The 24799-nt window shown below is 75.9% G+C and carries 23 protein-coding genes; 12 read left to right on the plus strand and 11 right to left on the minus strand.

What is annotated here, in order from left to right:
* The first annotated feature begins 48 nt into the window (after nt 1–48).
* Nucleotides 49–369 (plus strand): ArsR/SmtB family transcription factor, encoded by a 321-nt coding sequence (locus CRP51_RS18630; RefSeq protein ID WP_097232384.1) that lies wholly within the window; start codon nt 49–51, stop codon nt 367–369.
* A 34-nt stretch (nt 370–403) separates the two neighbouring features.
* Here the strand turns inward: CRP51_RS18630 and CRP51_RS18635 are convergent, their stop codons facing one another.
* Nucleotides 404–1195 (minus strand): IclR family transcriptional regulator, encoded by a 792-nt coding sequence (locus CRP51_RS18635; RefSeq protein WP_281259680.1) that lies wholly within the window; start codon nt 1193–1195, stop codon nt 404–406.
* Nucleotides 1196–1352: 157 nt separating this feature from the next.
* On the opposite strand from CRP51_RS18635, the gene allB reads away from it, so the two are divergent.
* The 3 genes from allB (at nt 1353) to CRP51_RS18650 (ending at nt 4498) form a co-directional block, all read left to right on the plus strand.
* Nucleotides 1353–2705 carry an allantoinase AllB gene (gene allB, locus CRP51_RS18640; protein WP_245880667.1) on the plus strand — a complete coding sequence of 451 codons (1353 nt, stop codon included), beginning with the start codon at nt 1353–1355 and terminating at the stop codon, nt 2703–2705.
* A 5-nt stretch (nt 2706–2710) separates the two neighbouring features.
* Nucleotides 2711–3910 carry an allantoicase gene (gene alc, locus CRP51_RS18645; protein WP_170970601.1) on the plus strand — a complete coding sequence of 400 codons (1200 nt, stop codon included), beginning with the start codon at nt 2711–2713 and terminating at the stop codon, nt 3908–3910.
* 132 nt (nt 3911–4042) lie between these two features.
* Nucleotides 4043–4498: a ribonuclease domain-containing protein gene (locus CRP51_RS18650; protein ID WP_097232387.1), complete on the plus strand. Its 456-nt coding sequence runs from the start codon at nt 4043–4045 to the stop codon at nt 4496–4498.
* 102 nt (nt 4499–4600) lie between these two features.
* On the opposite strand, the gene CRP51_RS18655 is transcribed toward CRP51_RS18650, so the two are convergent.
* Nucleotides 4601–5620 (minus strand): LacI family DNA-binding transcriptional regulator, encoded by a 1020-nt coding sequence (locus CRP51_RS18655; protein ID WP_097232388.1) that lies wholly within the window; start codon nt 5618–5620, stop codon nt 4601–4603.
* Between the two features lie 369 nt (nt 5621–5989).
* Between CRP51_RS18655 and CRP51_RS18660 the strand changes: the two genes are divergently transcribed.
* The 3 genes from CRP51_RS18660 to CRP51_RS18670 are packed head-to-tail and all read left to right on the plus strand — an operon-like array spanning nt 5990 to nt 8351.
* A complete protein-coding gene (locus CRP51_RS18660; RefSeq protein ID WP_097232389.1) occupies nt 5990–7138 on the plus strand; it encodes an ROK family glucokinase in 1149 nt (382 codons plus the stop codon).
* Nucleotides 7135–7713 (plus strand): hypothetical protein, encoded by a 579-nt coding sequence (locus CRP51_RS18665; RefSeq protein ID WP_097232390.1) that lies wholly within the window; start codon nt 7135–7137, stop codon nt 7711–7713. Before CRP51_RS18660 ends, CRP51_RS18665 begins: the two co-directional genes overlap by 4 nt.
* Nucleotides 7710–8351, plus strand: a complete 642-nt coding sequence (locus tag CRP51_RS18670; protein ID WP_097232391.1) for a GNAT family N-acetyltransferase — start codon at nt 7710–7712, stop codon at nt 8349–8351. The genes CRP51_RS18665 and CRP51_RS18670 overlap by 4 nt, the downstream gene beginning before the upstream one ends.
* A 377-nt stretch (nt 8352–8728) precedes the next feature.
* Here the strand turns inward: CRP51_RS18670 and CRP51_RS18675 are convergent, their stop codons facing one another.
* The 5 genes from CRP51_RS18675 to CRP51_RS18695 all read right to left on the minus strand — a co-directional run bounded on the left by CRP51_RS18675 (nt 8729) and on the right by CRP51_RS18695 (nt 15896).
* Nucleotides 8729–9868, minus strand: coding sequence for a glycerate kinase (locus CRP51_RS18675; protein ID WP_170970602.1), 1140 nt, complete (start codon nt 9866–9868; stop codon nt 8729–8731).
* 132 nt (nt 9869–10000) lie between these two features.
* Nucleotides 10001–11425 (minus strand): phytoene desaturase family protein, encoded by a 1425-nt coding sequence (locus CRP51_RS18680; protein ID WP_097232392.1) that lies wholly within the window; start codon nt 11423–11425, stop codon nt 10001–10003.
* A 300-nt stretch (nt 11426–11725) separates the two neighbouring features.
* On the minus strand, nt 11726–12580 hold the full coding sequence (locus CRP51_RS18685) for an inositol monophosphatase family protein (RefSeq protein ID WP_097232463.1): 855 nt from the start codon (nt 12578–12580) through the stop codon (nt 11726–11728).
* Between the two features lie 74 nt (nt 12581–12654).
* Nucleotides 12655–13956 carry a hypothetical protein gene (locus CRP51_RS18690; protein ID WP_141514624.1) on the minus strand — a complete coding sequence of 434 codons (1302 nt, stop codon included), beginning with the start codon at nt 13954–13956 and terminating at the stop codon, nt 12655–12657.
* Nucleotides 13957–14075: 119 nt separating this feature from the next.
* Entirely contained in the window at nt 14076–15896 is a 1821-nt protein-coding gene (locus CRP51_RS18695) for a gamma-glutamyltransferase family protein (RefSeq protein ID WP_097232394.1), read from the minus strand.
* Nucleotides 15897–16024: 128 nt separating this feature from the next.
* On the opposite strand from CRP51_RS18695, the gene CRP51_RS18700 reads away from it, so the two are divergent.
* Nucleotides 16025–16546: a DinB family protein gene (locus CRP51_RS18700; protein ID WP_097232395.1), complete on the plus strand. Its 522-nt coding sequence runs from the start codon at nt 16025–16027 to the stop codon at nt 16544–16546.
* A gap of 45 nt (nt 16547–16591) precedes the next feature.
* Here the strand turns inward: CRP51_RS18700 and CRP51_RS18705 are convergent, their stop codons facing one another.
* Nucleotides 16592–17446 carry an arylamine N-acetyltransferase family protein gene (locus CRP51_RS18705; protein ID WP_097232396.1) on the minus strand — a complete coding sequence of 285 codons (855 nt, stop codon included), beginning with the start codon at nt 17444–17446 and terminating at the stop codon, nt 16592–16594.
* Between the two features lie 277 nt (nt 17447–17723).
* Between CRP51_RS18705 and CRP51_RS18710 the strand changes: the two genes are divergently transcribed.
* Nucleotides 17724–18578: a hydrolase gene (locus CRP51_RS18710; protein ID WP_342749068.1), complete on the plus strand. Its 855-nt coding sequence runs from the start codon at nt 17724–17726 to the stop codon at nt 18576–18578.
* A gap of 213 nt (nt 18579–18791) precedes the next feature.
* Nucleotides 18792–19463: an AAA family ATPase gene (locus CRP51_RS18715; protein ID WP_097232397.1), complete on the plus strand. Its 672-nt coding sequence runs from the start codon at nt 18792–18794 to the stop codon at nt 19461–19463.
* Between the two features lie 317 nt (nt 19464–19780).
* On the opposite strand, the gene CRP51_RS18720 is transcribed toward CRP51_RS18715, so the two are convergent.
* The 3 genes from CRP51_RS18720 to CRP51_RS18730 are packed head-to-tail and all read right to left on the minus strand — an operon-like array spanning nt 19781 to nt 22409.
* Nucleotides 19781–20647, minus strand: a complete 867-nt coding sequence (locus tag CRP51_RS18720) for an amidohydrolase family protein (RefSeq protein ID WP_245880668.1) — start codon at nt 20645–20647, stop codon at nt 19781–19783.
* A complete protein-coding gene (locus CRP51_RS18725) occupies nt 20644–21594 on the minus strand; it encodes an aldo/keto reductase (protein WP_097232466.1) in 951 nt (316 codons plus the stop codon). Before CRP51_RS18725 ends, CRP51_RS18720 begins: the two co-directional genes overlap by 4 nt.
* Before the next feature lie 38 nt (nt 21595–21632).
* On the minus strand, nt 21633–22409 hold the full coding sequence (locus CRP51_RS18730; RefSeq protein ID WP_097232398.1) for a FadR/GntR family transcriptional regulator: 777 nt from the start codon (nt 22407–22409) through the stop codon (nt 21633–21635).
* A 254-nt stretch (nt 22410–22663) separates the two neighbouring features.
* Between CRP51_RS18730 and CRP51_RS18735 the strand changes: the two genes are divergently transcribed.
* Entirely contained in the window at nt 22664–23965 is a 1302-nt protein-coding gene (locus CRP51_RS18735) for an enolase C-terminal domain-like protein (RefSeq protein ID WP_097232399.1), read from the plus strand.
* A complete protein-coding gene (locus CRP51_RS18740) occupies nt 23962–24741 on the plus strand; it encodes an SDR family NAD(P)-dependent oxidoreductase (protein WP_097232400.1) in 780 nt (259 codons plus the stop codon). The genes CRP51_RS18735 and CRP51_RS18740 overlap by 4 nt, the downstream gene beginning before the upstream one ends.
* Nucleotides 24742–24799: the final 58 nt, after the last annotated feature.

Raw genomic sequence — 24799 nt, forward strand, 5'->3', positions numbered from 1 at the left:
CGTATCATCGAGTTCGGGCCGCCCACGACCAGGAGGCAACGAGAACGTATGAAGACCACGCACCACCCCGCCGTCGCACAGTTGTCACTGCCGACCGTGCTCTCCGCCCTCGGGGACCCCGTGCGGCTGCGCATCGTCCGCTCGCTCGCCGACGGGCGTGAGCTGGGCTGGGGAGAACTGACCGTGCCCGTCGGCAAGTCGACGCTCAGCCACCACCTCAAGGTGCTGCGCGCCGCCGGTGTCACCAGGACCCGGGAGGAGGGCACCCGCTGCTATGTCCGGCTGCGCCTGGACGACCTGGAGCAACGCTTCCCCGGACTCATGGCGGGGGTGCTGCCCGCCGTGGTGGCCGAGGCCGGGGAGGAGTGACCCGGGCGGGCCCAGGGGGCCGCGCCGGAGCGCGCTACTCCTCGCCCTCCGGCGAGGTGGCGAGCGCGGCGCCCAGCTCGGCCGCGACCTCGCGCAGCAGCGGCGCCAGCTTCTCCACCGCCTCGTCCGTCAGCCGCCCGGCCGGCCCCGAGACCGATATCGCGGCGGCGGTCGGCGCGTGCGGCAGCGCCACGGCGATGCACCGCACGCCCGTCTCCTGCTCGCCGTCGTCGACGGCGAAGCCCCGCGCGCGCACCGCCCCCAGCGCCCGGAGGAACGCCTCCGGCGTCGTCAGGGTGCGCTCGGTCGCCGCCGGCATCCCGGTCCGCCGCAGCAGCGCCCGCACCTCGTCGTCGTCCAGCCCGGACAGCAGCGCCTTGCCGACGCCCGTGCAGTGCGGCAGCACCCGCCGGCCGACCTCGGTGAACATCCGCATCGAGTGCCGGGAGGGCACCTGCGCCACGTAGACCGCCTCGTCGCCGTCGAGCAGCGCCATGTTCGCCGTCTCGCCGGTCTCCGCCACCAGCCGCGCCAGATACGGGCGCGCCCAGGTGGTCAGCGGACGCGCCGCGGCCTCGCCGAGCCGGATCAGCCGAGGGCCCAACGCGTAGCGGCGGTTGGCCTGTTGACGGACATAGCCGCAGGCCACCAGCGTGCGCATCAGCCGGTGGATGGTGGGCAGCGGCAGCCCGCTGCTGGCGGCCAGCTCGCTCAGCCCGGTCTCGCCCCCCGCGTCGGCCATCAGCTCCAGCAGCGCGAACGCCCGCTCCAGGGACTGCACCCCACCGCTCCCGGCGGAGGACCTGCGCACCTCGGACGGCGACACGGCGCTTCTCCTCCAGCGGACTGACGACACGGGCTGCGGTCATCCGGAAGCCTACCGGCCCTTGACGGTTCTCCCCCGGTCGGCCGACCATCGAGACCGGCGGCTCCAACAGAACGTTGAAGCGTTCCGCCGTCAGCGTCCTTTCGGGGGTGGCCGGTTGACCAGCGATGTCGCCCCCGGGAACGCGCCGGTCGACCTGCTGCTGCGCTCCCGCCGGGTGGTCACGCCGGAGGGCGTGCGCCCCGCCGCCGTCGCCGTGGCTGACGGGCGGATCGCCGCCGTGCTGCCGCACGACGCCCCGCCCCCGCCAGGCGCCGCCGTCGTGGACCACGGCACGGCGGCCCTGCTGCCCGGACTCGTCGACACCCACGTGCACGTCAACGATCCCGGCCGCGCCGACTGGGAGGGCTTTCCCACCGCCACCCGGGCGGCGGCGGCCGGCGGCGTCACCACCCTGCTCGACATGCCGCTCAACAGCCTGCCGCCCACCACCCGCCCCGCCTGGCTCGCCGCCAAACGGGAGGCGGCGCACGGCCGCGTCCACGTCGACGTCGGCTTCTGGGGCGGCGCGGTCCCGGACAACCTCGCCGAGCTGCGCCCGCTCCACGACGCGGGCGTCTTCGGCTTCAAGTGCTTCCTGTCGCCCTCGGGCGTCGAGGAGTTCCCGCCGCTGGACCCCGGGCGGCTGGAAGCCGCGATGACCGCGATCGCCGCCTTCGACGGGCTGCTCATCGCCCATGCCGAGGACGCCGCACACCTCGCCGCCGCGCCCGCGCCCTCCGGCCCGCGCTACGCCGACTTCCTGGCCTCCCGGCCGGCCGCGGCCGAGCACGCCGCCGTCGCGCGGCTGTGCGGGCTCGCCGCCCGCACCGGCGCCCGCGTCCATGTCCTGCACCTCTCGGCCGCGTCCGCGCTGCCGCCGATCGCCGAGGCCAAGGCGGCGGGTGTCGCCGTCACCGCCGAGACCTGCCCGCACTTCCTGACCCTCACGGCCGAGGAGATCCCCGACGGGGCCACCGCGTTCAAGTGCTGCCCGCCCATCAGGGAGGCCGCCAACCGGGAGGCGCTCTGGGCCGCGCTCGCCGACGGCACCCTGGACTGCGTGGTCTCCGACCACTCGCCGTGCACCGCCGACCTCAAGGTGCCCGACTTCGGCCGCGCCTGGGGCGGCATCTCCTCGTTGCAACTCGGTCTCCCGCTGGTCTGGACGGCCGCCGCGGCGCGCGGTCACGACCTGGCGGACGTGGCCCGTTGGATGGCCACCGCCCCCGCCCGGATCGCCGGGCTCGGTCACAAGGGCGCCATCGCCCCCGGCCGCGACGCCGACCTCGCGGTCCTCGACCCGGAGGCCACTCTCACCGTCGACCCCGCCGCCCTCCACCACCGCAACCCCGTCACCGCCTACGCCGGCCGCACCCTGCGCGGCGTCGTCACCGAGACCCGGTCGCGCGGCGTCACCGTCACCGCGGGGTCGGGACGGCCCGTGGGGCGGCTGATCGAGAGGAGTTGAACGACGTGCCCGAGTCGCCGGAACGGACCACCCCCACCGTCTTCCCCGGAGCCGCCGCGCCCTACGGCGGCGGAGACCCCTACGCCGACTACCGCGCCCCGGACCCGGCCGCGCTGCCCTTCGCCCGGCTGCCCGACCTCGCCGACCGGCGCGTCGGCGGCTCGGTGACGGCGGCCAGCGACGAGTTCTTCGCCGAACGGGAGAACCTCCTCGTGCCGGGCCCGGCACGCTTCGACCCCGACGCCTTCGGCCACAAGGGCAAGATCATGGACGGCTGGGAGACCCGGCGCCGTCGCGGCCGGTCAGCCGCCCGCCCGCACCCGGAACCCGAAGCGCACGACTGGGCGTTGATACGCCTCGGCGTGCCGGGACTGCTGCACGGTCTCGTGGTGGACACCGCGCACTTCCGGGGCAACCACCCGCGCGCGGTGCGGGTCGAGGGCGCCGAACTTCCCGCCGACGCCGAACTCCCCGTCGACGCCGACGCCGACGCCGCCACCACGCGCACCCCCGCCGCCGAGTGGACGGAACTGGTGCCGGTCACCGAGGTGGGGGGCCACGCCGCGCACGCCTTCCCGCTGCCGGCGGCCACCCGGCGCCGCCTCACCCACCTGCGGCTGAGCCAGTACCCGGACGGCGGGATCGCGCGGCTGCGGGCGCACGGCGAACCGCGCCCCGACCCGGGGTGGTTGGCCGCCCTCGGCACCTTCGACCTGGTCGCGCTGGAGAACGGCGGGCTGGTCGAGGACGCGTCCGACCGCTTCTACTCACCGCCGGTCCACACCGTCCTGCCGGGCCGCTCCCGTTCGATGGAGGAGGGCTGGGAGACCCGCCGCCGCCGCGACACCGGCCACGACTGGCTGCGCTACCGGCTCGCGGCGCGCGGCGTGCTCGCCGCCGTGGCGATCGACACGGGCAACTACCGGGGCAACGCGCCCGGTTGGGCGGAGCTCGCGGTGTGGGACGGGCGGCCGGGCGAGCCGGCGCCGAGCGACCCGGCGCGCTGGCGGCGGGTGCTGCCGCGCACCCGGCTGCTGCCCGACACCGTGCACCGCTTCGTGCTGCCGAACGACACCCCGCCGGCCACCCACGCCCGCCTGGACGTCTTCCCCGACGGCGGCGTCGCGCGGCTGCGGCTGTACGGCACCCCCACCGAGGACGGCTGGCGTCAACTCCGCGCGCGCCGGGGCGCGCACGACCATTGACGGTTTCGCTCCCGCGCGCCCCGGCGCCGCCCCGGCGTGAGGTGGTCACGGCGTCGGGGTCCTGTGAACTCCTGGGAAAATCCTCGCCCGCACGGTTGACGCGCGTCATGCTACGCGCGTCACACTATTGGCATGGGCATGAATCACGCGTCAAGGACGGCCAGGGCGGCCCGAGTCGGCTCCCTCAGCGCCCTCCTCGCAGCACTCCTGGTCGGCGGCCAGAGCGCGGCGACCGCCACCCCCCACCCGACCTCCCCTGCCCCCACCCCCACGACCGTCGCGACGTCCCTTCAGCCGTGGGCCGTCGGCGACATCTGCTACGGCGCCCTGCCGTCGCAGGCGCACGACACGCTCGACCTGATCGAACAGGGCGGCCCGTACCCGTACCCGCAGGACGGCGGCGTCTTCCAGAACCGCGAGGGCCTGCTGCCGAGTCAGCCGACCGGCTACTACCACGAGTACACCGTGGAGACCCCCGGCATCGACCACCGTGGCGCGCGACGGGTCGTCACCGGTGACTCCTCCCAGGAGGACTACTACACCTCCGACCACTACGAGTCGTTCGACCTGATCGACTACGGCTGCTGAGCCGACCACCGCAGACCACGTCCCCCCACGGCGGCGCCGGGACCGTCCCCCACCGGTCCCGGCGCCGCGACCCTCCCCTCCGGAGGCGCGGGCGCCCGCCGCTCAGGCGGCGCCGGGCGGCGGGGCCGTCGAACCGCGGGGCGTCAGCGCGAAGCCGATGCCGCGGAGGTCGCCGGGGCGCCGCCCCTCCGCCGCGGCCCGCAGCGAGCGCGCCGCCCGCGCGCCGTAGGCTCCGATGTCCCGACTCAGCGCCGTCAGCGGGGGGTTGACCAGCGCGCACAGCGCCGAGTCGTCCCAGGCCACCACCGACACGTCGGCCGGCACCCGCAGCCCCAGAGCCTGCGCCGCCGCCAGCCCGGAGAGCGCCATCACGTCGTTGTCGTAGACGAGCGCCGTCGGCCGCCCCTCCCCGGCCAGCAGCTCACGCGTCGCCGCCGCGCCGCCCTCGCCGCTGTAGTCCGCCGTCACGGTGCGGCCCACCAGGCCGCGCTCGGCGACCGCCCGGGTGAACGCCTCCGTCCGCAGCGAGGTGTGCCGCAGCCGGTCGGGGCCCGAGACCCGCGCCAGACGCCGGTGGCCCAGCTCCGCCAGGTGGGCCACGACCAGGGCGACCGCCGCCGTGTCGTCGCTCCACACGGCGGGCAGCGTCCCCGTGCCCACCGGCGCGCCGATCACGACCGTCGGCATCCCCAGCGCCTCCAGCACCGGCACCCGCGCGTCGTCCACCTGGAGATCGACCAGGAACACCCCGTCCACCGCCCGCCGCGCCCACCAGGCCCGGTAGAGCGCGATCTCGGCGGCCTGGTCCTCCGCCATCGTCAGCAGCAACGGCGTGGTGTCCGTGGCCAGTTCGGTCTGGATGCCGGAGATCAGCTGCATGAAGTAGGGCTCGCGCCCCAGCGTGTGCGCCGGGCGGTCGATGACCAGACCGAACGCCCCCGCCCGACCGTCGGACAGCGCCCTCGCCGCGCTGCTCGGCTGCCAGCCCAACTCCTCGGCGATGGCCAGAACGCGCCCCCTGGTGGCCTCGGAGACCCCGGGGCGCCCGTTCAACGCGAACGAGACGGCGGCCTTGGTGACCCCGGCCCGAAGGGCGATGTCCTGCATGGTCGGGCGTTTCAACGGACCTCCTCGCGGCCGCGCGCCGGGCCGGTGGGGTGGGCGCGGCGCGGCCTCCGCCATGATCCCCCGTTCCGCGTCCGGCCGGTCGGCCGCCCCGCCGAACGGGCGGGCGCCCGCCCGCGGGGGAGCGGGCGCTCGGCGGGAACGGGCCCCCTGGCCCCCCACAGGCGAGTGCCGGCGCGCACGCCCCGGCGCGTGGAAGCGTGTCGATGCGCGGGGGCGTTCACCAGGCCGTGACGCCCGCCGTTACCCGTCGCTTTCCCCGGCGTCCGCCGCCCCGTCACCGGCGCTTCTCCCGACCTTCCCCGGTGCGCCGCCAGCAGGTGGGCAGCCCGCCACCCGTCGGCGGGGTAGGGCACAATCAAGCCGATGAGTACCTACCGTGAGCGTGCGCACCGCCAGACGGCGCGGGCGTCCGTCCTGCGCGCCATCGCCAGCCGGGAGCGCTCCTCACACCTCTCGGCGCCCAAGGTGCCCACCGTGGGGATCGACATCGGCGGCACCAAGGTGATGGCCGGTGTCGTCGACGCCGACGGCGCGATCCTGGAGCGGGTCCGCACCGAGACGCCGGAGAAGTCCAAGAGCCCCAAGGTGGTCGAGGACACCATCGCCGAGCTGGTGCTCGACCTCTCCGACCGGCACGACGTGCACGCGGTGGGCATCGGCGCCGCCGGCTGGGTCGACGCGCAGCGTTCGACGGTTCTGTTCGCGCCCCATCTCGCGTGGCGCAACGAGCCGTTGCGGGACGCCCTCGCGGCCCGTCTCGCGGTGCCGATCATGGTGGACAACGACGCCAACACCGCCGCCTGGGGCGAGTGGCGCTTCGGCGCGGGCCGGGGCGCCGACCACCTGGTGATGATCACTCTCGGCACCGGCATCGGCGGCGGGATACTGGAGACCGGCAAGGTCAAACGGGGCGCGTACGGCGTCGCCGGCGAGTTCGGCCACATGCAGGTGGTGCCCGCCGGCCATCGCTGCCCCTGCGGCAACCGCGGCTGCTGGGAGCAGTACAGCTCGGGGAACGCGCTGGTCCGCGAGGCGCGCGAGCTGGCGGCCGCCGACTCCCCGGTGGCCCACCACATCCTGGACCGGGTCCAGGGGCAGATCGGGGACATCACGGGCCCCCTGATCACAGAGCTGGCCCGCGAGGGCGATCCCATGTGCGTGGAACTGCTCCAGGACATCGGACGTTGGCTCGGTGTGGGCATCGCCAATCTGGCGGCGGCGCTCGACCCGGCGCGCTTCGTGGTCGGCGGCGGGGTCAGCGACGCCGACGAGCTGCTGATCGGCCCGGCCAGGGAGGCGTTCCGGCGCCAGCTGACCGGGCGCGGGTACCGACCCGAGGCCACCATCGTCCGTGCGGCGCTGGGGGCGGACGCCGGCATGGTCGGCGCCGCCGACCTGGCCAGGCTGGTCGCCCGCCGCTTCCGGCGGGCCAACCGCCGCCGTGCCGAGCGGGCGCAGAGCCCGCCCTTCGAGCTGCGGCTCACGCCGCGCGGTCGGGTGGGTGAGCAGTGACGACGCCGAGCACCACCCCACCCGGCGGCGGCACCCCCGAGGTCCCCCTCCGGCCGCCGCACCGGCCCCGCCACCGCTGGCTGGTGGCCCTGATCGTGCTGCTGCTCATCGCCATCCCCGCCGGCTACATGGTGCAATCCGCCTATGTGAGCCGGGAGAGCGGCGAGGACAAGGCCCGTTCCGCGTCGGCGCGCACCCTGGTCTACGAGTGGCCGAGCAAGGTCCAGCGGCGCATCTACGACGTCCCGATCCCCGGCGGCTCCGCCTATGTCGGCCACTTCGAGACCAACGCCTGGGACCGCAGCGCCATGTACGTGGAGTTCCGCTGCTCGCCGAGCCAGCTCAGCGGGTTCCTCGAGGAGTTGGGCACCAGCAGGGCCGGCCTCGTCGAGGGCACCGTGACCATCCCGTCCCAGGAGGCGGGGACCGTCGGCTGGGCCTTCGACGACCCGGGCCGGATCTACGCGGGCACGATCGTGCGCCAGTCGGAGCACGAACCCGAGGTGGCGATCACGGTCGACCTCACCAAGGAGGAGCGACCGCGGGTCTTCGCTTACTCCGTCACGGAGCCGTGAGCGGCGCGCTCGCCGGGATACTCCGCGCCGTGGGGCGCGGGGAGTTCCCGGCCCCGGACGGCGGGGTCACCGTCGTGCCGCAGCCCAGCGCCAGGGACGCGGGGGTGCTCGGGATGAGCGCGCACGCGGTGGTCTACGCGGACGTCGATCCGGACTGGGTGCGCGAGGCGCTGGCGTCCGCCTCGCCCGACCCGCTGGCGGCCCCGTTGGGCCCGGCGTTCCTCGTCGCGCTGGGCGCCCACACCGGGCGCCGCGTCAACATCGTCGACATGTTGACCGTCGCGCCGGCGCTGTCGGGGCCGCCCGTGCTGCCGCTCACCGAGGTCACCGAGAGCGACCATCCGCGGGTGGTCAGGGCTCGGGCGTTCCGCGACGCGGTGCGGGTCTGGACGACCGACGGCGGCCTGCTGGTCCTCGGCCGCGGGGTGGCCGGCCGCTGGGAGATCGCCGTCGAGGTCGAGGGGGCGGCCGGCGGGCGCGGGCTCGGACGGGCGTTGGCGCTGGCCGGCCGGCAACTGCTGCCGGCGGGCGAGCTGCTGTGGTCCCAACAGCCGCCGGGGAACGCGCGCAGCGTCCGCGCCTTCCAGGCGGCCGGCTTCCGCCCGGTGGGCGGGGAGGCCCTGCTGCTGGCCGAGTGAGCGGCCCCGCCCCGCGGTCGGGACGGACTGTCAGTGGGCTCGGTTACGTTGTGTGTCCATGGCGCTCGCGGGCGTCGCGGCGAGGTGCCGCGCCACGGCGGACGGAGGGGGCAGCGGTGAGGGCGGGGCAGAAGGAGGGAGGGGCGCGGCGCGGCGGCGCCCGCGGCGCGGGGAGGCACCGCCCGCCCCGGAGGCGGGGCCGGCCGCCGTCCGGCCGTCGCGGAACGGCTGGACGCCCCGCCGGCGTACCTGGACACCGGCGCGTTCCGCGTCCTCGCGCCGGCCGTCCCGGGCACGGCCGTCCACGGGGCGCGTCGTCACCGGAGGCGTCACACAGCCGGCTGAGCCGGGCCACGCGACGCCCTCCGGCGGGGCGACTACTTCAGCCGTTCCTCGGCGAGTTGGGCGGAGACGCGCTCCAGCAGCGGGCCCGCCTCGTTCATGCTGCGGGTCGGGTCGGGCTCCAGCGCGCTCAGCGCGTAGGCGGCCTCGATGCCGGCGTCGGCCAGCGCCCTCTTCTCCAGGGTGAGCCGGCCGCAGACGGCCAGGACCCGCTTGCCGGCGGCACGGGCCTCGGCGGCCACGCCGGCCGGTGCCTTTCCCCTGAGCGTCTGCTCGTCCAGCGACCCCTCGCCCGTGACCACGACATCGGCCGCGGCCAGCGCCTCCTGGAAGCCCAGCACCTCGAGCAGCACCTCGATGCCGGGGCGGAAGGCGGCGTTCAGGCCGAGCAGCGCGCCGAAGCCGATGCCGCCGGCGGCGCCGGCGCCCGGGGCCTTGGCCAGCTCCTCGACGCGGGACCCCTCGGCGCGCGCCAGCACCTCCGTGAAGTGCGTCAGCGCGCCGTCCAGGATCTCGATCTCCAGCGGGTCGGCGCCCTTCTGCGGGCCGTAGACGCTGGCGGCGCCCTGGGGGCCGGTGAGCGGGTTGTCCACGTCGCTGGCCAGGACGAACTCGGTGTCCTTCAGCCGGGGATCGAGCCCCGACAGATCGGCGCTCGTCAGCTCCCGCAGCGGCGCGCCGCCCCAGGGGATCGGGTCGCCGTCCTCGTCCAGCAGTCTGGCGCCCAGGGCGGTCAGCATCCCGGCGCCACCGTCGGTGGTCGCCGAGCCGCCGACGCCGAGGATGATCCGGGTGGCCCCCGCGTCCAGCGCGGCGGCGATCAGCTCCCCGGTGCCGTAGGTGGTCGCCGTCATGGGCGCGAAGGTGCTCGGCGGGAGGAGCGAGAGACCCGCGGCCTGCGCCATCTCGACCACGGCGGTCCGGCCGCGCAGCGCGAAGCGCGCCGCGACGGACAGGCCCAACGGGCCGGTGACCTCCACCTCCACCGGTTCGAACCCACCGGCGACCGCCGCGTCCACCGTGCCGTCGCCGCCGTCGGCGACCGGCAGGGCGGTCACCTCGGCCTCCGGGCGCGCGCGGCGGATGCCGGCGGCGACATGCTCCGCCACCTCCGCGGCCGACAGCGAGCCCTTGAACTTGTCGGCGGCGATCAGCACACTCCAGCTCTGCGTCATTCTGAGGTCCCTGTGGTCGTTGCGGTCGAACACGGACCCTATCCGCCGTCGTCCCCGACCACCATGGTCGCTGGGCACGGCGCCGCGGGCACCCGCCTCACCGCTCCCGACCGCCCCGGCGGAGGGAGCGGGTCAGGAACCGCCGGCGCGCAGTCGCCGCCAGACGGCCTTGGCCGCGTTGTGCCCGGACATGCCGTGCACCCCCGGCGCCGGCCAGGTCGCGGAGGAGCAGAGGAAGACCCGGGGATGCGGGGTGGCGTAGGGGCGGGGGCCGATCTGCGGACGGAAGAGCGTCTGGGTGCCGGAGAAGGCGCCGCAGGCGATGTCGCCGCCCACGTAGTTGGCGTTCCTCCGGGCCAGCTCCGGGGGCCCGGCCACCGACCTGGCCAGCACCAGGTCGCGGAAGCCCGGCGCGAACCGCTCGATCTGCCGCTCCACCGCCTCCGTGAGGTCGCCGTCCCAGCCGTTCGGCACGTGCCCGTACGCCCAGTAGACGTGCTTGCCCTCGGGGGCGCGGCTCGGGTCGAAGAGCGTCGGCTGCGAGGTGACGAGGAACGGCACCTCCGGGGCCTGCCCCCGGCGCGCCGCGTCGACCAGCGCCCGCTCGATCTCACCGCTGGTGGCCCCCAGATGGACCGTGCCGGCCCGCCGCGCCTCGGGCGAGGTCCACGGCACCGGCCCGTCCAGCGCGTAGTCCACCTTGAACGCGGCGGCGCCGTAGCGGAAGTGGCGGTAGGCGCGGCCCAGCCCGGCGATCCTGGCCAGCGCGGTCGGCGAGGTGTCGAAGACGTAGGCACGCGCCGGCGGCAGCTCGTCGAGCCGCCGCACCTCGACCCCGGTGTGGATCTCGCCGCCGAGGTCGCGCAGATAGGCGGCGAGCGCGTCGGCGATGGCCTGCGATCCGCCCCGGGCGATCGGCCACCCCACCTCGTGCGCCGCCAACGCGAAGACCAGCGCCACCGCCCCGGTCGCCGGGGTCGAGGACGGCGCGACGACATGCCCGGCGAGCCCCGTCATCAGCGCCCTGGCACGCTCGTCGGAGAACCGCCGGGTCAGCCACGACACGGGCGGCGTCCCCACCAGCCCGAAGCGGGCCAGCAGCAGCGGGTCGCGCGGCAGCCCGTCCCAGGGCACCTTCAGGAAGTCGCCCGCCAGTGTCTCCCAGCGCCCGAGGAACGGCGCGAGCAGCCGGCGGTAGGCGGCGGCGTCGCGCGGCCCGAAGCTCGCCGCCGTCTCGCCCACGCCCCGGGCGAGCACGGCGGCGCTCCCGTCGGGGAAGGGGTGCGCCAGCGGCAGATCGGGCTGCACCCACTGAAGTCCGTAGCGGGCCAGGGGCATGGCCCGGAACGCCGGCGAACCGACGCCCATCGGATGCACGGCAGAACAGGGGTCGTGCCGGAAGCCCGGCAGCGTCAGCTCCTCGGTCCGCGCCCCGCCGCCGACCGTCTCCATGGCCTCGAAGAGCGCGACCGACATCCCGCGCCGCGCCAGCTCAACGGCGGCCGTCAGCCCGTTCGGCCCGGCCCCCACCACGACCACGTCACGCAACGCAGGCAACGTACGGCTCTCCCCTCAACGGTGAGCGACAGGCGGACCAGCACCCCGAGGATACGCCGCCACCGCCTCGGAACCGTCGCACGGTCAACACGCTCAGGCCGACCACCAGTTGTTCTCCGGAAGCGGTCGCCACGGGCCGGCACGCCGCGCCGCGCCGCGCGGGAGCGTCCGCCGGCCGGCGGACCCTCCCCACCGCGCTGCCGGGGGGCGGCCCCGCCGACCGAGCGGCCCGCGCACACCGCGCACCGGGCCGCGCGCACACCGGCGGGCGCCGCCCGTGTGCGCGGGGCGCGCGCGTCCTCAGCCGGCGACGGGGCCGTCGGGAGCGCCCGGCGGCTCCTCGTGGGTGCGGAGCAGGGCCACCAGGCGGTCGGCGGTCGCCCGGTCCCTGGCGGCGGTGAACGGGACCGCGTTGGCACCGGCCAGGCGGAACCTCGCGCCGGAGCGCGTCGCCTGCGCGCCCCCGGCCTCCTCGACCAGCAGCAGTCCGGCCGCGTGGTCCCAGGCGTTCTCCCAGTCGAAGACGATCGCGTCCGACTCCCCCCGCGCGACGGCCAGGTACTCCAGTCCGGCCGCGCCGCAGGGCCGCGGGGCGATGCCCTCCGCGTTCAGCACGCTCAGGGCGCGCTTCTGCCGTGGCGAGGTGTAGTCGGGGTGGGAGTGGGCGACCCGCAGCGGCCGCCCCGGGGCGGGGGAGCCGGCGTCGAGGCGTTCGCCGTCGCAGTAGGCGCCGGCCCCGCGCCAGGCGTGCGCGAACCGGCCGGTGGCCGGCGCGTGCGTCCAGGACCCCAGCAGCTCGCCGCGTTCGGCCAGCGCCACCAGCGTGCAGAAGCCGGCCTCCCCGCGCACGAACGGCCGGGTGCCGTCGACCGGGTCGACGATCCACACCGGCGCCTCGCCCTCCAGCGCGGCGTAGACGGTCGGATCGTCGTGCACCGCCTCCTCGCCCACCACCACCGAGCCGGGCAGCAGCTCGGTCAGCTCCGCCGTGAGTACCCGCTCGGCCTCCCGGTCGGCCACGGTCACCAGGTCGTGGGGTCCCGACTTCTGCGTCACCTCGTGCGCCGCCAACTGCCGCCAGCGCGGCAGGATCTCCTGGGCCGCGACCCGCCTGACGGCCTCGGCCACCCGCTTCACCAGCTCTTCTCCATCCACCCGCCCATCGAACCACGCCCCGGCCGCCCGCCCGGCCCCGGGCCGGGACCGTCCGGCCGCGACCCCGCCGCCGCTCACGCGATCCCGGCCCGGCGCAGCTCGCTGACGACCGCGCGGTGGTGGCGCGGGGAGACCTCGCCGGCCGCCGTCAGCAGGATCGGCACCAGCGCCTCCGGCGCGGGGCGGGCCGCCTGCGCCGCCTCCTCCGCCGTGCGGGAGCGCACGATCGCCCGCAGCAGCGCCACCGCCTCCCCGTCCAGCCCCCGCGCCCCCAGCGCGGCGGCGACCGCGCCCACCTCGGCGGCCGGCCGCGCGGCGCCCTGCCGCAGCAGTTGTCCGCACTCCTCCTCCCGGCCGGCGAGGTCCAGCGCCTCGGCCACCGCCGCCAACGGCCCCGGGGGCAGCGCGCCCGCCTCCCACAGCAGCGTGGCGTTCTCCGCCTCAAGCCCCGCGCGCTCCAACGCCGCCAGCAGCAGCGGCAGTCGGACGGCGGGCCCGCCGACGACCTCGGAGAGCAGGCCGTGGGCCGCACCGCTCCGGCCCTCCGCCCGCAGCGCGCCCAGCCGCGCGGCGGCGTCGGCCGCGGCCGCCAGGTCGTCCTCGGTCACCCGCTCCGCGAGGGTCGGCCGGTGGTCGCGCAGGGCGCCGGCGAACCGGGAGCCGCTGGGCGGCGGGGGCGGCGGGGGCACGGCGACCGGCGTCGGGGCGGGAGCGGCGTCGGGGGCCCGTTCCGGGGGCGCCTCCCCCGAGGGGTCGATGCCGGCGAACCGGGCGCCCCCTCGCGGCCGCCGCGCCGGCCTTCCACGCCGGCGTGCCAAGGCTTCGCGCGCCCCCTCGTCCGCCGGCGGGCGCGCGGCGGGCAGGGCCGTGAGCCGGGCGTGCGCCTCGGAGCGGCGGCCCCGCACGCGTTCGCTGTCGTCCCGCGCCCACGCGGCCAGCGCGGCCAGCCGTTCCGCCTCGCGCTCCCGGCCGGTGGCCCGCGCCGCCTCCTCGGCGCTGGTCAACGCGCCCAGCCTGGCGTCCAGTTCGCGCGCCGACCGGTCGAGCTGGGCCAGCAGCACGGTCAACGCCTCCCGGCCGCCGGGCAGTGCGTCCCGCGCCCGCACCGCCGCGCCGTAGCGCGCCCGTAAGCGCGCCGCCGACGGCTCCGCCGCCGCGCCGCGCACGGTCAGGTCGCGCAGCAGGTCGGCCACCGCGTCCCAGGGCGGCAGCGCCCCGCCGGCCAGCCAGGCCGCCAGCTCGGCGGCGTTTCTGCGCCGGAAGACCGCGAGCCAGCCGGTCGCGGGATCGAGCACCCCGACCAGCGCCCGCAGCTCGGAGGTGAAGGCCGCCAGGGAGTCGGCCCACTCGCGTTCCGTCGTGCGCACATCAGGCATGGGCGTACTGAACCCAAGCCGTGTTACGGGGCTTGTTACCTCGGCGCTACAGAACGTTTTCGGCGTCGGCGCACGGAAGGCCGCCCGGGGCGCACGCGCTCCGGCGCGCACGCCGGCCCTCACCGGCCGACGGCATATCCCTGCATCCCCCGGGGGTTGGCCGCGCCCGAGAGGACCCCCGTCTCCGGATCACGCCCCACCGCGCTCAGCCGCCCCTCCGACCAGGGCTCTCCCACCGTGACCCGGTGCCCCCTGCGCCGCAGTTCGGCGACGACCCGCTCCCCGATCCGGGACTCCACGGTCACGCTGCCCGGTTGGCCCGCGCGCGGGAAGAACGAGCTGGGGAACGCGTCCTGGTGCCAGTTGGGCGCGTCGATGGCGCCCTGGAGGTCCCAGCCGCCGCGCACCGGCGCGCGCAGCGCCAGCGCCAGGAAGAAGTGCGCCTGCCACTGGTCCTGTTGGTCGCCGCCCGGGGTGCCGAAGGCGAGCACCGGCCGGTCGCCGCGCAGCGCCAGCGTCGGGCTGAGCGTGGAGCGCGGCCGGCGGCCCGGCGTCAACGACGCGGGCAGCCCCTCCTCCAACCAGGTCATCTGGAGCCGGGAACCCAGCGGGAACCCCAGCTCGGGTATGACGGGGCTGGACTGGAGCCAGCCGCCGCTCGGCGTCGCCGAGACCATGTTCCCCCAGCGGTCGACCACGTCCACGTGGCAGGTGTCGCCCCGGGTCTCCCCGTCGGCGCCGACGGGCGGCTCGCCGTCGCGCGCCACCGTCGGCTCCCCGGCCCCGGCGGCCCGCGCGGCGTGCGCGCCCGGCGCCAACAGGCGCTCGACCAGACGCGGAAGCCGGGGCGCACGCCCCTCAGGCGCGCCGGGGCGCAGCTCAAGCGACGCCTCCTGTCCGACCAGCCGCCGCCGTCGCGCGTTGTAGTCGGGGGAGAGCAGCGCCTCCAGGGGCACCGGCGCCGCGTCCCCGTACCAGGCCTCACGGTCGGCCATCGCCAGCTTGCTCCCCTCGATCAGGGCGTGCACATAGTCCGGCGTTCCGTAGTCGGAGGCGGTCATCCCGCCGTCCAGCAGCGCCAGTTGCTGGAGCAGCACCGGGCCCTGACACCAGGGGCCGACCTTGCAGAGCGTCCAGTCGCCCCAGCGGTACCGCACCGGCTCCTCGTAGCCGGCCTGCCAGCCCGCCAGGTCCTCCCCGTCCAGCACGCCGGCGTGCCGCTCGCCGGAGGAGTCCATCGCCGGCCGCCCGGCGTGGGCGACGATCGCCTCGGCGACGAAGCCCTCCCGCCAGATCCGCCGGGCCGCGTCGATCTCCGCCTCCCGGGTCCTGCCCTCGCCGGCGCTCTCCCGCAGCAGCCGCCGCCAGGTCGCCGCCAGCGCGGGGTTGCGAAGCAGGGCGCCGGGCGCCGGGGCGCGCCCGCCGGGCAGATAGAGGGCGGCCGAGCTGGTCCACTCCCGCTCGAAGAGCTCCCGCACCGACGCGACCGTGGCCCCGACCCGTTCCACCGCCGGGTGGCCGCCCTCCGCGTAGCCGATCGCGTACCCCAGCACCTGCCCCAGGCTCCGGGTGCCGTGGTCGCGCAGCAGGGTCAGCCAGGCGTCGAACGCGCCCGGCACCACCGCGGCCAACGGGCCGGTCCCCGGCACGAGCGCGAGTCCCAGCCCGGCGTAGTGGTCGATACTCGCCCCGGCCGGCGCCGGCCCCTGCCCGCTCAGCACCCGCACCTCCCCGCCGGCCGGGGCCAGCAGGATCGGCACGTCGCCGCCGGGCCCGTTGAGGTGCGGCTCCACCACCTGGAGGACGAACCCGGCGGTCACCGCCGCGTCGAAGGCGTTGCCGCCGTCCTCCAGAACGGCCATCGCGGACTGGGACGCCAGCCAGTGGGTGCTGGAAACCATGCCGAAAGTGCCCTGGAGCGTGGGCCGTGTGGTGAACATGCGCGGAGCATACGTGCGGGTCGGCGCCCCGCAGTAGGGCCTCGCGCCCGGCCGGAGCGGGCGGTCCGCCACGCCCGCACCGATAACCCGTGGCGTGCGTCCGCTCTCCCGTGCCAGGGTCGTCGGCCATGACGACCACCGCGGCCGACCAGGCGCGTTGGCAGTTCGACTTCGCCTGGTCCTTCTTCGACTACCACCTCCAGCGGCTCGCCCCCGAGGACTTCCTCTGGGAGCCCGGCCCGCTGGTCTGGACGATGCATCCCACCGAGGACGGCGGCTGGCGCCCCGACTTCGCCGAGGTCGAGCCCGACCCGATCCCGGTGCCCACCATCGGCTGGGTCAGCTGGCACCTCGGCTGGTGGTGGAGCGTGGCCTGCGACCACGCGCGGGGGCGCACGCCCCGGGCGCGCGAGGAGATCCTCTGGCCAGGGCCGGGCGAGCCCACGGTGGCCTGGCTCCGTTCCCTCCACGACACCTGGCACGACGTGCTGGCACGCGCCGACGAGGAGGACCTCGCCCTCCCCGCCGCCTACCCCTGGCCGGCCGACGCCGGCCTCACCCGCGCCCACCTCTACTCGTTCGCCGCCGTCGAACTGACCAAGAACGCCGCCGAGATCGGCCAGCTCCGCCTCCTCCGCGCGGCCCGCTGACGGGCGCCGCGGGAGCCGTCGGGCGGTGTCGGACGCCAGGAGACGCTATCCGACCAGCCGGGTCGACTCCGGCACCTCGATGCCGAACTCCGCTTCCAGCACCCGACGCAGCTCCGTCTCGTCCGTCAACTCCCGTACGGACACCCCTCCTTCGTCGTCCGTCACGGTGAGACGGAGCGCGTCCAGGGCGAGATGACCCCACGCCGTGGTGCGCCGGGCGGTCGGGCGTGAGCTGAACGGGGAGCGCGGGTGGGTCGCCACGTGCCAGTTCATGACGGTCAGGTCCGCCGGGGTGAAGGGCTCCACGGTGAACGTGTACTGGTCGACCCAGTCGCCGTTCACCAGGGCCCGCAGCGTCCACAGCTCCAGCGGCCCGTCGCCCTCCGACCTGACGAGCCGGTGGCGGCGCGCCCCGGCGCGCAGTTCGACGTCGTCCCGCAGCGGCACCGCCTCCAGCAGCCCGGCCACCTCGCCGTACCCGACGTCGGCGAGGTGGGGCAGCGGCTCGCCCGGGACGCGGACCAGCAGCACCGCGTGGGTGCGCGGGCGTCGTTCGACCCGCTCGGCCCCCACGACCACCCGCGCGGCCAGCAGGGTCACGGAGAAGCCGAGCCGTTCGAGGGCCATGGCCAGAAGCGTGTTCTGCTCGTAGCAGTAGCCGCCCCGGCGCCGGCGCAGCAGCTTGTCGACGATGTCGTCGGGTTCGAGCGAGGGGACGACGCCGGCCACGGCGTCCAGGTTCTCGAAGGGGAACGCCCGCAGGTGCGCGGCGTGCACCCCGCGCAGGGTGGCGACGTCGGGGCGCGTCGCCCCGCGCCAGCCGATCCGGGAGAGATAGGCGTCGATGTCGAGGCCGGTGTCGTCACCGGCCGCCTGGGCGGACTGCTCGGCTGTGCTCATGCCACGAACGTAACGAGGCGGCCCCCGCGCGGCGTTGACCCGGGGACCGAACATGCCCGGCTGCTGGTCCTACGCCGGGGGTCCCGGTCCTGCCGTCGCGCGGCCCCGGCGGCGCGGCGGGGCGACCGGGCGGGAACCCCGTCCGGGTTCTGGACCCGGGGGTGGGGGAGGGCTACCTTCAGTGTTGGGAGCGCTCCCATGGAGTGTGCGGGCAACGGGACACCCGCACGCGCCGTGGTCGCCGGCCGCATCGTCCCCCAACGAGCAGGAGTTGGACATGACGCCTCCCCCCACCCGGACCCCGGCGCGCCGCGCCGCCACCGCCTCCCCGCGGACCACGCGCCGCGGGCGGCGCGGCGCCGTCGCCGCGGCCTGCGCCCTGGCGTTCGCCGCCACCGGAACGAGCGCCGCGCTGGGCGGCCAACCCGCCGCGGACCCGGCGGCGTGCGCGACGGACGGATTCTGCGAGGACTTCGAGGCCATGGACGGCGGCGCCCCGACGGGCCGCTGGGCCGTGGAGACGCGCGACTGCTCCGGCCTCGGCTCCGCGACCGTCGACACCGAGGCGGGGCGCGACGGGGGCGGCGCGCTCCGGATCGACGGGGCCGACGGGTACTGCAACCACGTCTTCGTCGCCACCGAGCTGGCGGACGTGGACACCGCGAGCGGCCTCTACGTCCGCTTCTGGGTCCGGCACACCACCGCGCTCCCGCAGCAGCACGTGACCTTCCTCGCGATGGAGGACGTGGGCGACGGCTCCCGCGACCTGCGGATGGGCGGGCAGAACGCGGCGCTCCAGTGGAACCGGGAGTCCGACGACGCGACCCTGCCCGCGCAGAGCCCGGCCGGCGTGGCGCTCAGCGCGCCGCTGCCGGTGGACCAGTGGTCCTGCCTGGAGTTCCAACTCGACGGGACAGCAGGACTGTTGGAGACCTGGCTCGACGGCGAACGGGTCGAGGGGCTGGTGGTGGACGGCGAGCCGACGCAGGACGTCGACCAGCAGTGGCTCAACCGCGGTGACTGGGCGCCGGACGTGGTCGACCTGCGCCTCGGCTGGGAGAGCTACGGCGAGGGCGCCGACACCCTCTGGTACGACGACGTGGCCGTGGGCACCACCCGCACGGGCTGCTGAACGGGCGTCAGGCGCACGGCCGTCCGGGGTCCGTGACGGCACACGGTCCCGGACGGCCGTTCCCCGGCGGGCGACGGCTCCCGGACAACGGATCGATGGTTTCTGGCCCATCGCCCGTCGCTAGATGGACAGTTGGGCCATGCGGACGTCCGGTCACCCCTGGAAGCGGGCAGAATCAGCCACATAGGCCGATCCGCGGCCGGGTGAAGGGACATGATGGACCAGACCGTGGCCGACCCGGCCCATCCCCACGTCCGTGACCTGCGCGGTGAGCCCGGCGACGGGCCTCTCTCCCTGTGTTGGCCGGCCGGCCACCGGGTGGTGGTGAGCGGCCTGCCGGGATGCGGCAAGTCCACGCTGATGCGGCGCGCCCACGGTCCGGGCGGTGCCGGGGCGGGTGTGCGGACGATCGACTCCCAGGACGTCAGGGAGCGTTGGGACCTCCGTCTGGGGCATCGGCTGCCGTACGCCGTCTACCGCCCGCTGGTGCGCCTGGCGCACTACCTGAGGCTGTGGCTGGCGCTGCGTCAGGGCGCGGCCGTGCTGGTGCACGACTGCGGGCGGCTGCGCTGGGTGCGCGCGTGGCTGGCCTGGCACGCGTGGCGCCGCGGGCAGCCCTACCACCTGCTGCTCTTCGACGTCCCCGCCGAGTCGGCGCTGGCCGGTCAGCGGCGGCGCGGACGTGCGGTCTCCGGATACGCGTTCCGTCGTCATCGCCGGGCGCTGGCGCGGTTGTTGGCGCGGGTGGAGGGGGAGCGGCTGCCGGCCGGCTGCGGTTCGGCCGTGCTGATCGACGCGCCCACCGCCGCCCGCGCGCGCCTGTGCTTCGTCGACCCGGACGAGGCGACGCCGGTCGGAGCCTTTCCCCGGGTGGACCGCTTCTGACCGTCCGCCGGGGGGCCGCGCGGTCGGCAAACGATCGGCAAAGCCCGTCCGAAACCGGCCCACGCCGGTCACCGAACGTCGGGGCGGCTCTCCGGGGAGTGCGCGGCCCGAGGGCCGGGGCACCCGGCATACGGCGCGGTCGAACGGCCGCGGGCCGCGGTCGGGGCGCGCTGCGGTCCGGCGCGGCGGTCGCACGGCGCGCGGTGGTCGCACGGCGCGCGTGCGCACGAGGACTCCGGTGTGCGGGCGACGGGGACTCCGGGGCGTGCGCGCCCCGGCGCGGCAGGCGGGGAGCCGCGCGACCCGGGCCAGGGGGCTCAGTTCCCCAGCCCGTAGAGCCGACGGGCGTTGCCCCCGAAGACGGCTGCCCGCTCCTCGGCGGTCAACGCGGTCGTCAACTCCCGTGCCGCGCCCAGCACGTCGGCGTACGAGGCGGCGGCGAGACAGACCGGCCAGTCCGAGCCGAAGAGCACCCGCTCCGGCCCGAAGGCCGCCAGCGCGACCTCCGCGTAGGGGCGCAGCGCCCCGACCGTCCAGCCGCTCCACTCCGCCTCGGTCACCATGCCGGAGAGCTTGCAGCTCACGCCAGGCTCGGCCGCCAGCTCGCGCAGCAGCCCCGCCCACGGCTCCCGCGTCCCTTCGGCGATGGGCGGCTTGGCGAGGTGGTCCAGCACGAAGCGCAGCCCCGGCAGGGCGCGCACCGTCTCGACGGCGGCGGGCAGTTGGTGGGGGAGCACCAGCAGGTCGTAGACCAGCCCGGCCTCCTCGACCGCCGTCAGCCCTTCGCGCACCTCGGGCCGGCACAGCCAGCGCGGATCGTCCTCGCCCTGGACCAGGTGCCGCACCCCGACCAGGAACTCGCCGCCCGGCCCCGAGCGCAGCCGGGCCAGGTCCTCGGCGACCGCGGCGGCGCCGCGCGTCAGGTCGACCCAGCCGACCACCCCGGCCACCAGCGGCGTCCGCGCGGCGACGGCCAGGAAGTCGACGGTCTCCGCCAGCTCCGGCAGCACCTGCACCAGTACCGTGCCGACGACCCCGGCGTCCGCCGCGGTCGCCGCCAACTCCTCGGTGCCGAAGGGGCGGTGCAGCTCGGCCATCCCCGCCTCCAGCAGCCAGGGCTGGGGCCGGTGGGCCGGGTCCCACAGATGGTGGTGGGCGTCGATCACGCCGTCCTGACCGGTCACTCCGTGCTCCCGCTCTCCTCGGCTTCCTCGGACGGGCCCGCCTCCAGGCTTCGCCACAGCTCCTCGGGGATGCCGGTGGCGGCGTGGGCGACGTTCTCCGTGATCTCACGTCCGTTGCGCGCCCCGAGCAGCACTCCGCTCACGGCCGGATGGCGCAGCGGGAACTGGAGGGCGGCGGCCGGCAGCGGCACGCCGAACGCGGCGCAGCGCGCGGCCAGCGCGCGCGCCCGGCGCACCAGCGGGTCGGGCGCCGGCGCGTAGTCGAAGGTCGCGCCGGCGCGCGGAGCGGCCAGCAGCCCGCTGTTGAAGACCCCGCCCACCAACACGCCCACCCCGCGCGCCTCACACGCCGGCAGCAGCTCGTCGGCCGCGCTCCGGTCCAGCAACGAGTAGCGGCCCGCGACCAGCACCACGTCCAGCTCCGCCTCGTTGACCAGCCGGGTCAGCATCCCCGTCTGGTTCATCCCCGCGCCGACGGCGCGCACCAGCCCCTCGGCGCGCAGCTCGGCGAGGGCCGGGTACGCCTCCGCCAGCGCCTGCTCGCCGTGGTCGTCGGGGTCGTGGAGCAGCACCAGGTCGAAGGCGTCCAGGCCGGAACGTTCCAGCGACTCGGTGAGCGAGGCGCGCACCCCCTCGGCGCTGAAGTCCCACCGCCGGGCCAGGTCGGTCGGCGCGCCGTGGTATCCGTCGGTGCCCGGCGGGGAGTACCCGGGGCGCAGCAGCCGTCCGACCTTGGTGGAGACCACCACCTCGTCCCTGGGCCGGTCGGCGAGGAAGGCGCCCAGCCGCCGCTCGGCGACGCCCAGCCCGTAGTGCGGCGCGGTGTCGAAGTAACGCACGCCCGCGTCCCAGGCGGCCTCCAGCGTCGCCTCGGCGTCGGCGTCAGATACCGGGGTGAAGAGTCCGCCGAGCGGCGCGGTGCCGAGCCCGATCCGGCTCACGGTCACGCCCGAGCGCCCCAGCGTCACCGATCCGCCGGCGCCCGTCACCGTCCCACCGCCGGCGTGCGCTCCGGCGCGGGGGCGGCGAGAGGGAGCGGCGCCGTCTCGTCCGCCTCCTCGGCCTCCGCCTCGACGGCGCGCTGTGCCTCCAGGTGGCGGTGGAGCCAGTGCTCAGTGCTGCTCACGTGCACCAGCGCGGTGGCCTCGGCCAGCGCCGCGTCGCCCGCGGCGAGCGCGTCGTAGATGGCCTCGTGCTCGGTGAGCGTGCGCGCGGAGGCGTGCTCGTCGACCAGCGCCCGCCAGATCCGGCCGCGCAGCGTGCGCCCGGAGATCCCGTCCAGCAGCGAGACCAGCGTCTCGTTGCCGGTGGCGGCCAGCACCGCGCTGTGGAACGCGGCGTCGTGGTGGACCAGCAGCTCGACGTCGTCCCTGGCGGCGCGCATCGCCTCCAGCTCGCGGGCGACCACGGCCAGCGCCTCCGGCGTCATCCGCCGCGCCGCGAGTCCGGTGGCCACCGGCTCGAAGAGGCGCCGGGTCTCGGTGAGTTCGAGCAGGGTCTCGCCGTGCAGCAGCTCGACGGCGACGGCCAGCCCCTCCAGCAGCAGCCTCGGCTGGAGACTGGTCACATAGGTGCCGTCGCCCCGGCGGATCTCCAGCACCCGGGCGACGACCAGGGCCTTGACCGCCTCACGCATCAGGTTCCGCGACAGGCCGAGCTCGGCGGCGAGCTGCTGCTCGGGCGGCAGCTTGGCACCCGGGGGCAGCGCGCCGGACCGGATCAGCTCCCGGATGCGGGCGATGGCGTTGTCGGTCAGCGACATCTGCTCAACCTCGCAGGGGAATTCGGACGCGAGGACCCTAACAGAAAGATCCCACCTTCGGCGAGAGGGTGTGATGTCCGTCGCCCACAGAGGCAGTCGACTGAATCGATAACCAGCGGTTTTGTCAACAGGGCTGGACGTTACGGGCCGCTGCCCCTATCAATAGATCCCATGTCTAGGCTCTCTCCGGCGACGTGACGCTCCCGGCGAGGGGCCAGGACCCGACCCAGACCACCAGCAGCCCGGCAGGCACCATGACTGAGCAGATCGTCTCGTTGGACGTCACGGACGTCCGGTTCCCCACCTCGCGGGAGCTGGACGGCTCCGACGCCATGAACCCCGAACCCGACTACTCCGCCACCTATGTCACGGTCCGCACCAGCGGAGGAGCCGAGGGCCACGGCCTCGCCTTCACCATCGGCCGCGGCAACGAGGTCCAGGCCGCCGCCGTCTCCGCGCTCGCCCCGCTGGTCGTCGGGCAGTCCGTTCCCGAACTCCTCGACGACCCGGGCGCGTTCCACCGGAGGCTGGTCAACGACGGTCAGCTCCGCTGGCTCGGCCCGTCCAAGGGCGTCATCCACATGGCGGCGGCCGCCATCGACAACGCCGTCTGGGACCTCGCCGGCCGGCTCGTCGGCAAGCCGGTGTGGCGGCTGCTCGCCGAGATGAGCCCGGAACAGCTCGTCTCCCTGGTCGACTTCCGCTATCTGAGGGACGCCCTCACCCCCGAGGAGGCGCTGGACATCCTCCGCGCCGCCGCCCCCGGGCGCGCCGAGCGGACCGAGCACCTGCTGGCGCACGGCTACCCCGCGTACACCACCACCCCCGGCTGGCTCGGCTACACGGACGAGAAGCTGGTCCGGCTCGCCAAGGAGGCGGTCGCCGACGGCTTCCGCCAGATCAAGCTCAAGGTCGGCGCCGACGCCGAGGCCGACGCGCGGCGGCTGCGACTGGCGAGGGAGGCCGTCGGCCCGGACATCCGCATCGCCATCGACGCCAACCAGGCGTGGGGCGTCACCGAGGCGATCGAACGACTGCGCCCGCTCGCCCCCTTCGACCCCTACTGGATCGAGGAGCCCACCTCGCCGGACGACGTCCTGGGCCACGCCGCGATCCGCCGCGCCGTCGCGCCCATCCGCGTCGCGACCGGCGAACACTGCCAGAACCAGGTCGTCTTCAAGCAGCTGCTCCAGGCCGAGGGCATCGACATCCTGCAACTCGACGCCTCCCGCGTCGCCGGCGTGACGGAGAACGTCGCGATCCTGCTGCTGGCCGCCAAGTTCGGCGTCCCCGTCTGCCCGCACGCCGGTGGCGTCGGCCTGTGCGAGATGGTCCAACACCTCGCCATGTTCGACTATGTGGCGGTGAGCGGCACCACCGAGAACCGGGTCATCGAGTACGTCGACCACCTCCACGAACACTTCACCGCTCCGGTAACTCTGCGTGATGGACACTACCTCGCGCCACTGACACCCGGCCTCGGCGCCGAGCTGCACCCCGCCTCCGTCGCGGACCACCGCTACCCGGAAGGACCCGTGTGGAGGGAGTCCCGATGACCCAGGACCCGAGCGCCCCCGACGGCGGGCTCCCCTTCGCCGGGCTCTCCGCCCTGGTCACCGGCGGAGCCTCCGGCATCGGTCTCGCCACCGCCACCCTGCTCGCCGAACGGGGCGCGCGGGTCGCCTGCCTCGACCTCACCGCCGAGGTGCCGGAGCCGCTGCTCGGCCTGCGCGCCGACGTCAGCGACGACGCCTCGGTCCGCGCCTCCGTCGCCACCGCCGCCGAGGCGTTCGGCGGCCTGGACATCGTCGTCAACAACGCCGGCATCGGCGCCGCGGGCACGGTCGAGGACAACCCCGACGAGGAGTGGCACCGCGTCCTGGACGTCAACCTGCTCGGCGTGGTGCGCGTGACCAGGGCCGCGCTGCCGCATCTGCGCCGCTCATCGGCGCCCGCGATCGTCAACACCTGTTCCGTCGCGGCCACCACCGGGCTGCCCGACCGCGCGCTGTACTCGGCGACCAAGGGCGCGCTCTTAGCGCTGACCAGGGCCACGGCGGCCGATCTCCTGGCGGACGGCGTCCGCGTCAACTGCGTCAACCCCGGCACCGTCGACACCCCCTGGGTGGGCCGGCTGCTGTCGGCCGCCGACGACCCCGCGGCCGAGCGCGCCGCGCTGGAGGCGCGCCAGCCGACCGGCCGGCTGGTCGCCGCCGTCGAGGTGGCCGAGGCCATCGCGCACCTCGCGGGCCCCTGGTCCTCGGCGGTCACCGGCACCGCCCTCCCCGTCGACGGCGGGATGCACGGCCTGCGGACCAGACCGACCCGTTGAACGCGGGGACCCCCCGCGCACCGCGCGCTCGGTCGCGGCGCCCGCCGCTATTCCGTTG

Source organism: Streptomyces zhaozhouensis (assembly GCF_900230195.1).
In the GTDB taxonomy this organism is placed as follows: Bacteria; Actinomycetota; Actinomycetes; order Streptomycetales; family Streptomycetaceae; genus Streptomyces; species Streptomyces zhaozhouensis.

Bases quoted from the DNA above. Each gene is read 5' to 3' on its own strand.
- CRP51_RS18690 (WP_141514624.1), bottom strand. From the start codon at position 13,956: ATGCCTGATGTGCGCACGACGGAACGCGAGTGGGCCGACTCCCTGGCG.
- CRP51_RS18630 (WP_097232384.1), top strand. From the start codon at position 49: ATGAAGACCACGCACCACCCCGCCGTCGCACAGTTGTCACTGCCGACC.
- CRP51_RS18735 (WP_097232399.1), top strand. From the start codon at position 22,664: ATGACTGAGCAGATCGTCTCGTTGGACGTCACGGACGTCCGGTTCCCC.
- CRP51_RS18740 (WP_097232400.1), top strand. From the start codon at position 23,962: ATGACCCAGGACCCGAGCGCCCCCGACGGCGGGCTCCCCTTCGCCGGG.
- CRP51_RS18715 (WP_097232397.1), top strand. From the start codon at position 18,792: ATGATGGACCAGACCGTGGCCGACCCGGCCCATCCCCACGTCCGTGAC.
- CRP51_RS18675 (WP_170970602.1), bottom strand. From the start codon at position 9,868: ATGACGCAGAGCTGGAGTGTGCTGATCGCCGCCGACAAGTTCAAGGGC.
- CRP51_RS18700 (WP_097232395.1), top strand. From the start codon at position 16,025: ATGACGACCACCGCGGCCGACCAGGCGCGTTGGCAGTTCGACTTCGCC.
- CRP51_RS18695 (WP_097232394.1), bottom strand. From the start codon at position 15,896: ATGTTCACCACACGGCCCACGCTCCAGGGCACTTTCGGCATGGTTTCC.
- CRP51_RS18660 (WP_097232389.1), top strand. From the start codon at position 5,990: ATGAGTACCTACCGTGAGCGTGCGCACCGCCAGACGGCGCGGGCGTCC.
- CRP51_RS18730 (WP_097232398.1), bottom strand. From the start codon at position 22,409: ATGTCGCTGACCGACAACGCCATCGCCCGCATCCGGGAGCTGATCCGG.
- CRP51_RS18710 (WP_342749068.1), top strand. From the start codon at position 17,724: ATGACGCCTCCCCCCACCCGGACCCCGGCGCGCCGCGCCGCCACCGCC.
- CRP51_RS18705 (WP_097232396.1), bottom strand. From the start codon at position 17,446: ATGAGCACAGCCGAGCAGTCCGCCCAGGCGGCCGGTGACGACACCGGC.
- CRP51_RS18650 (WP_097232387.1), top strand. From the start codon at position 4,043: ATGGGCATGAATCACGCGTCAAGGACGGCCAGGGCGGCCCGAGTCGGC.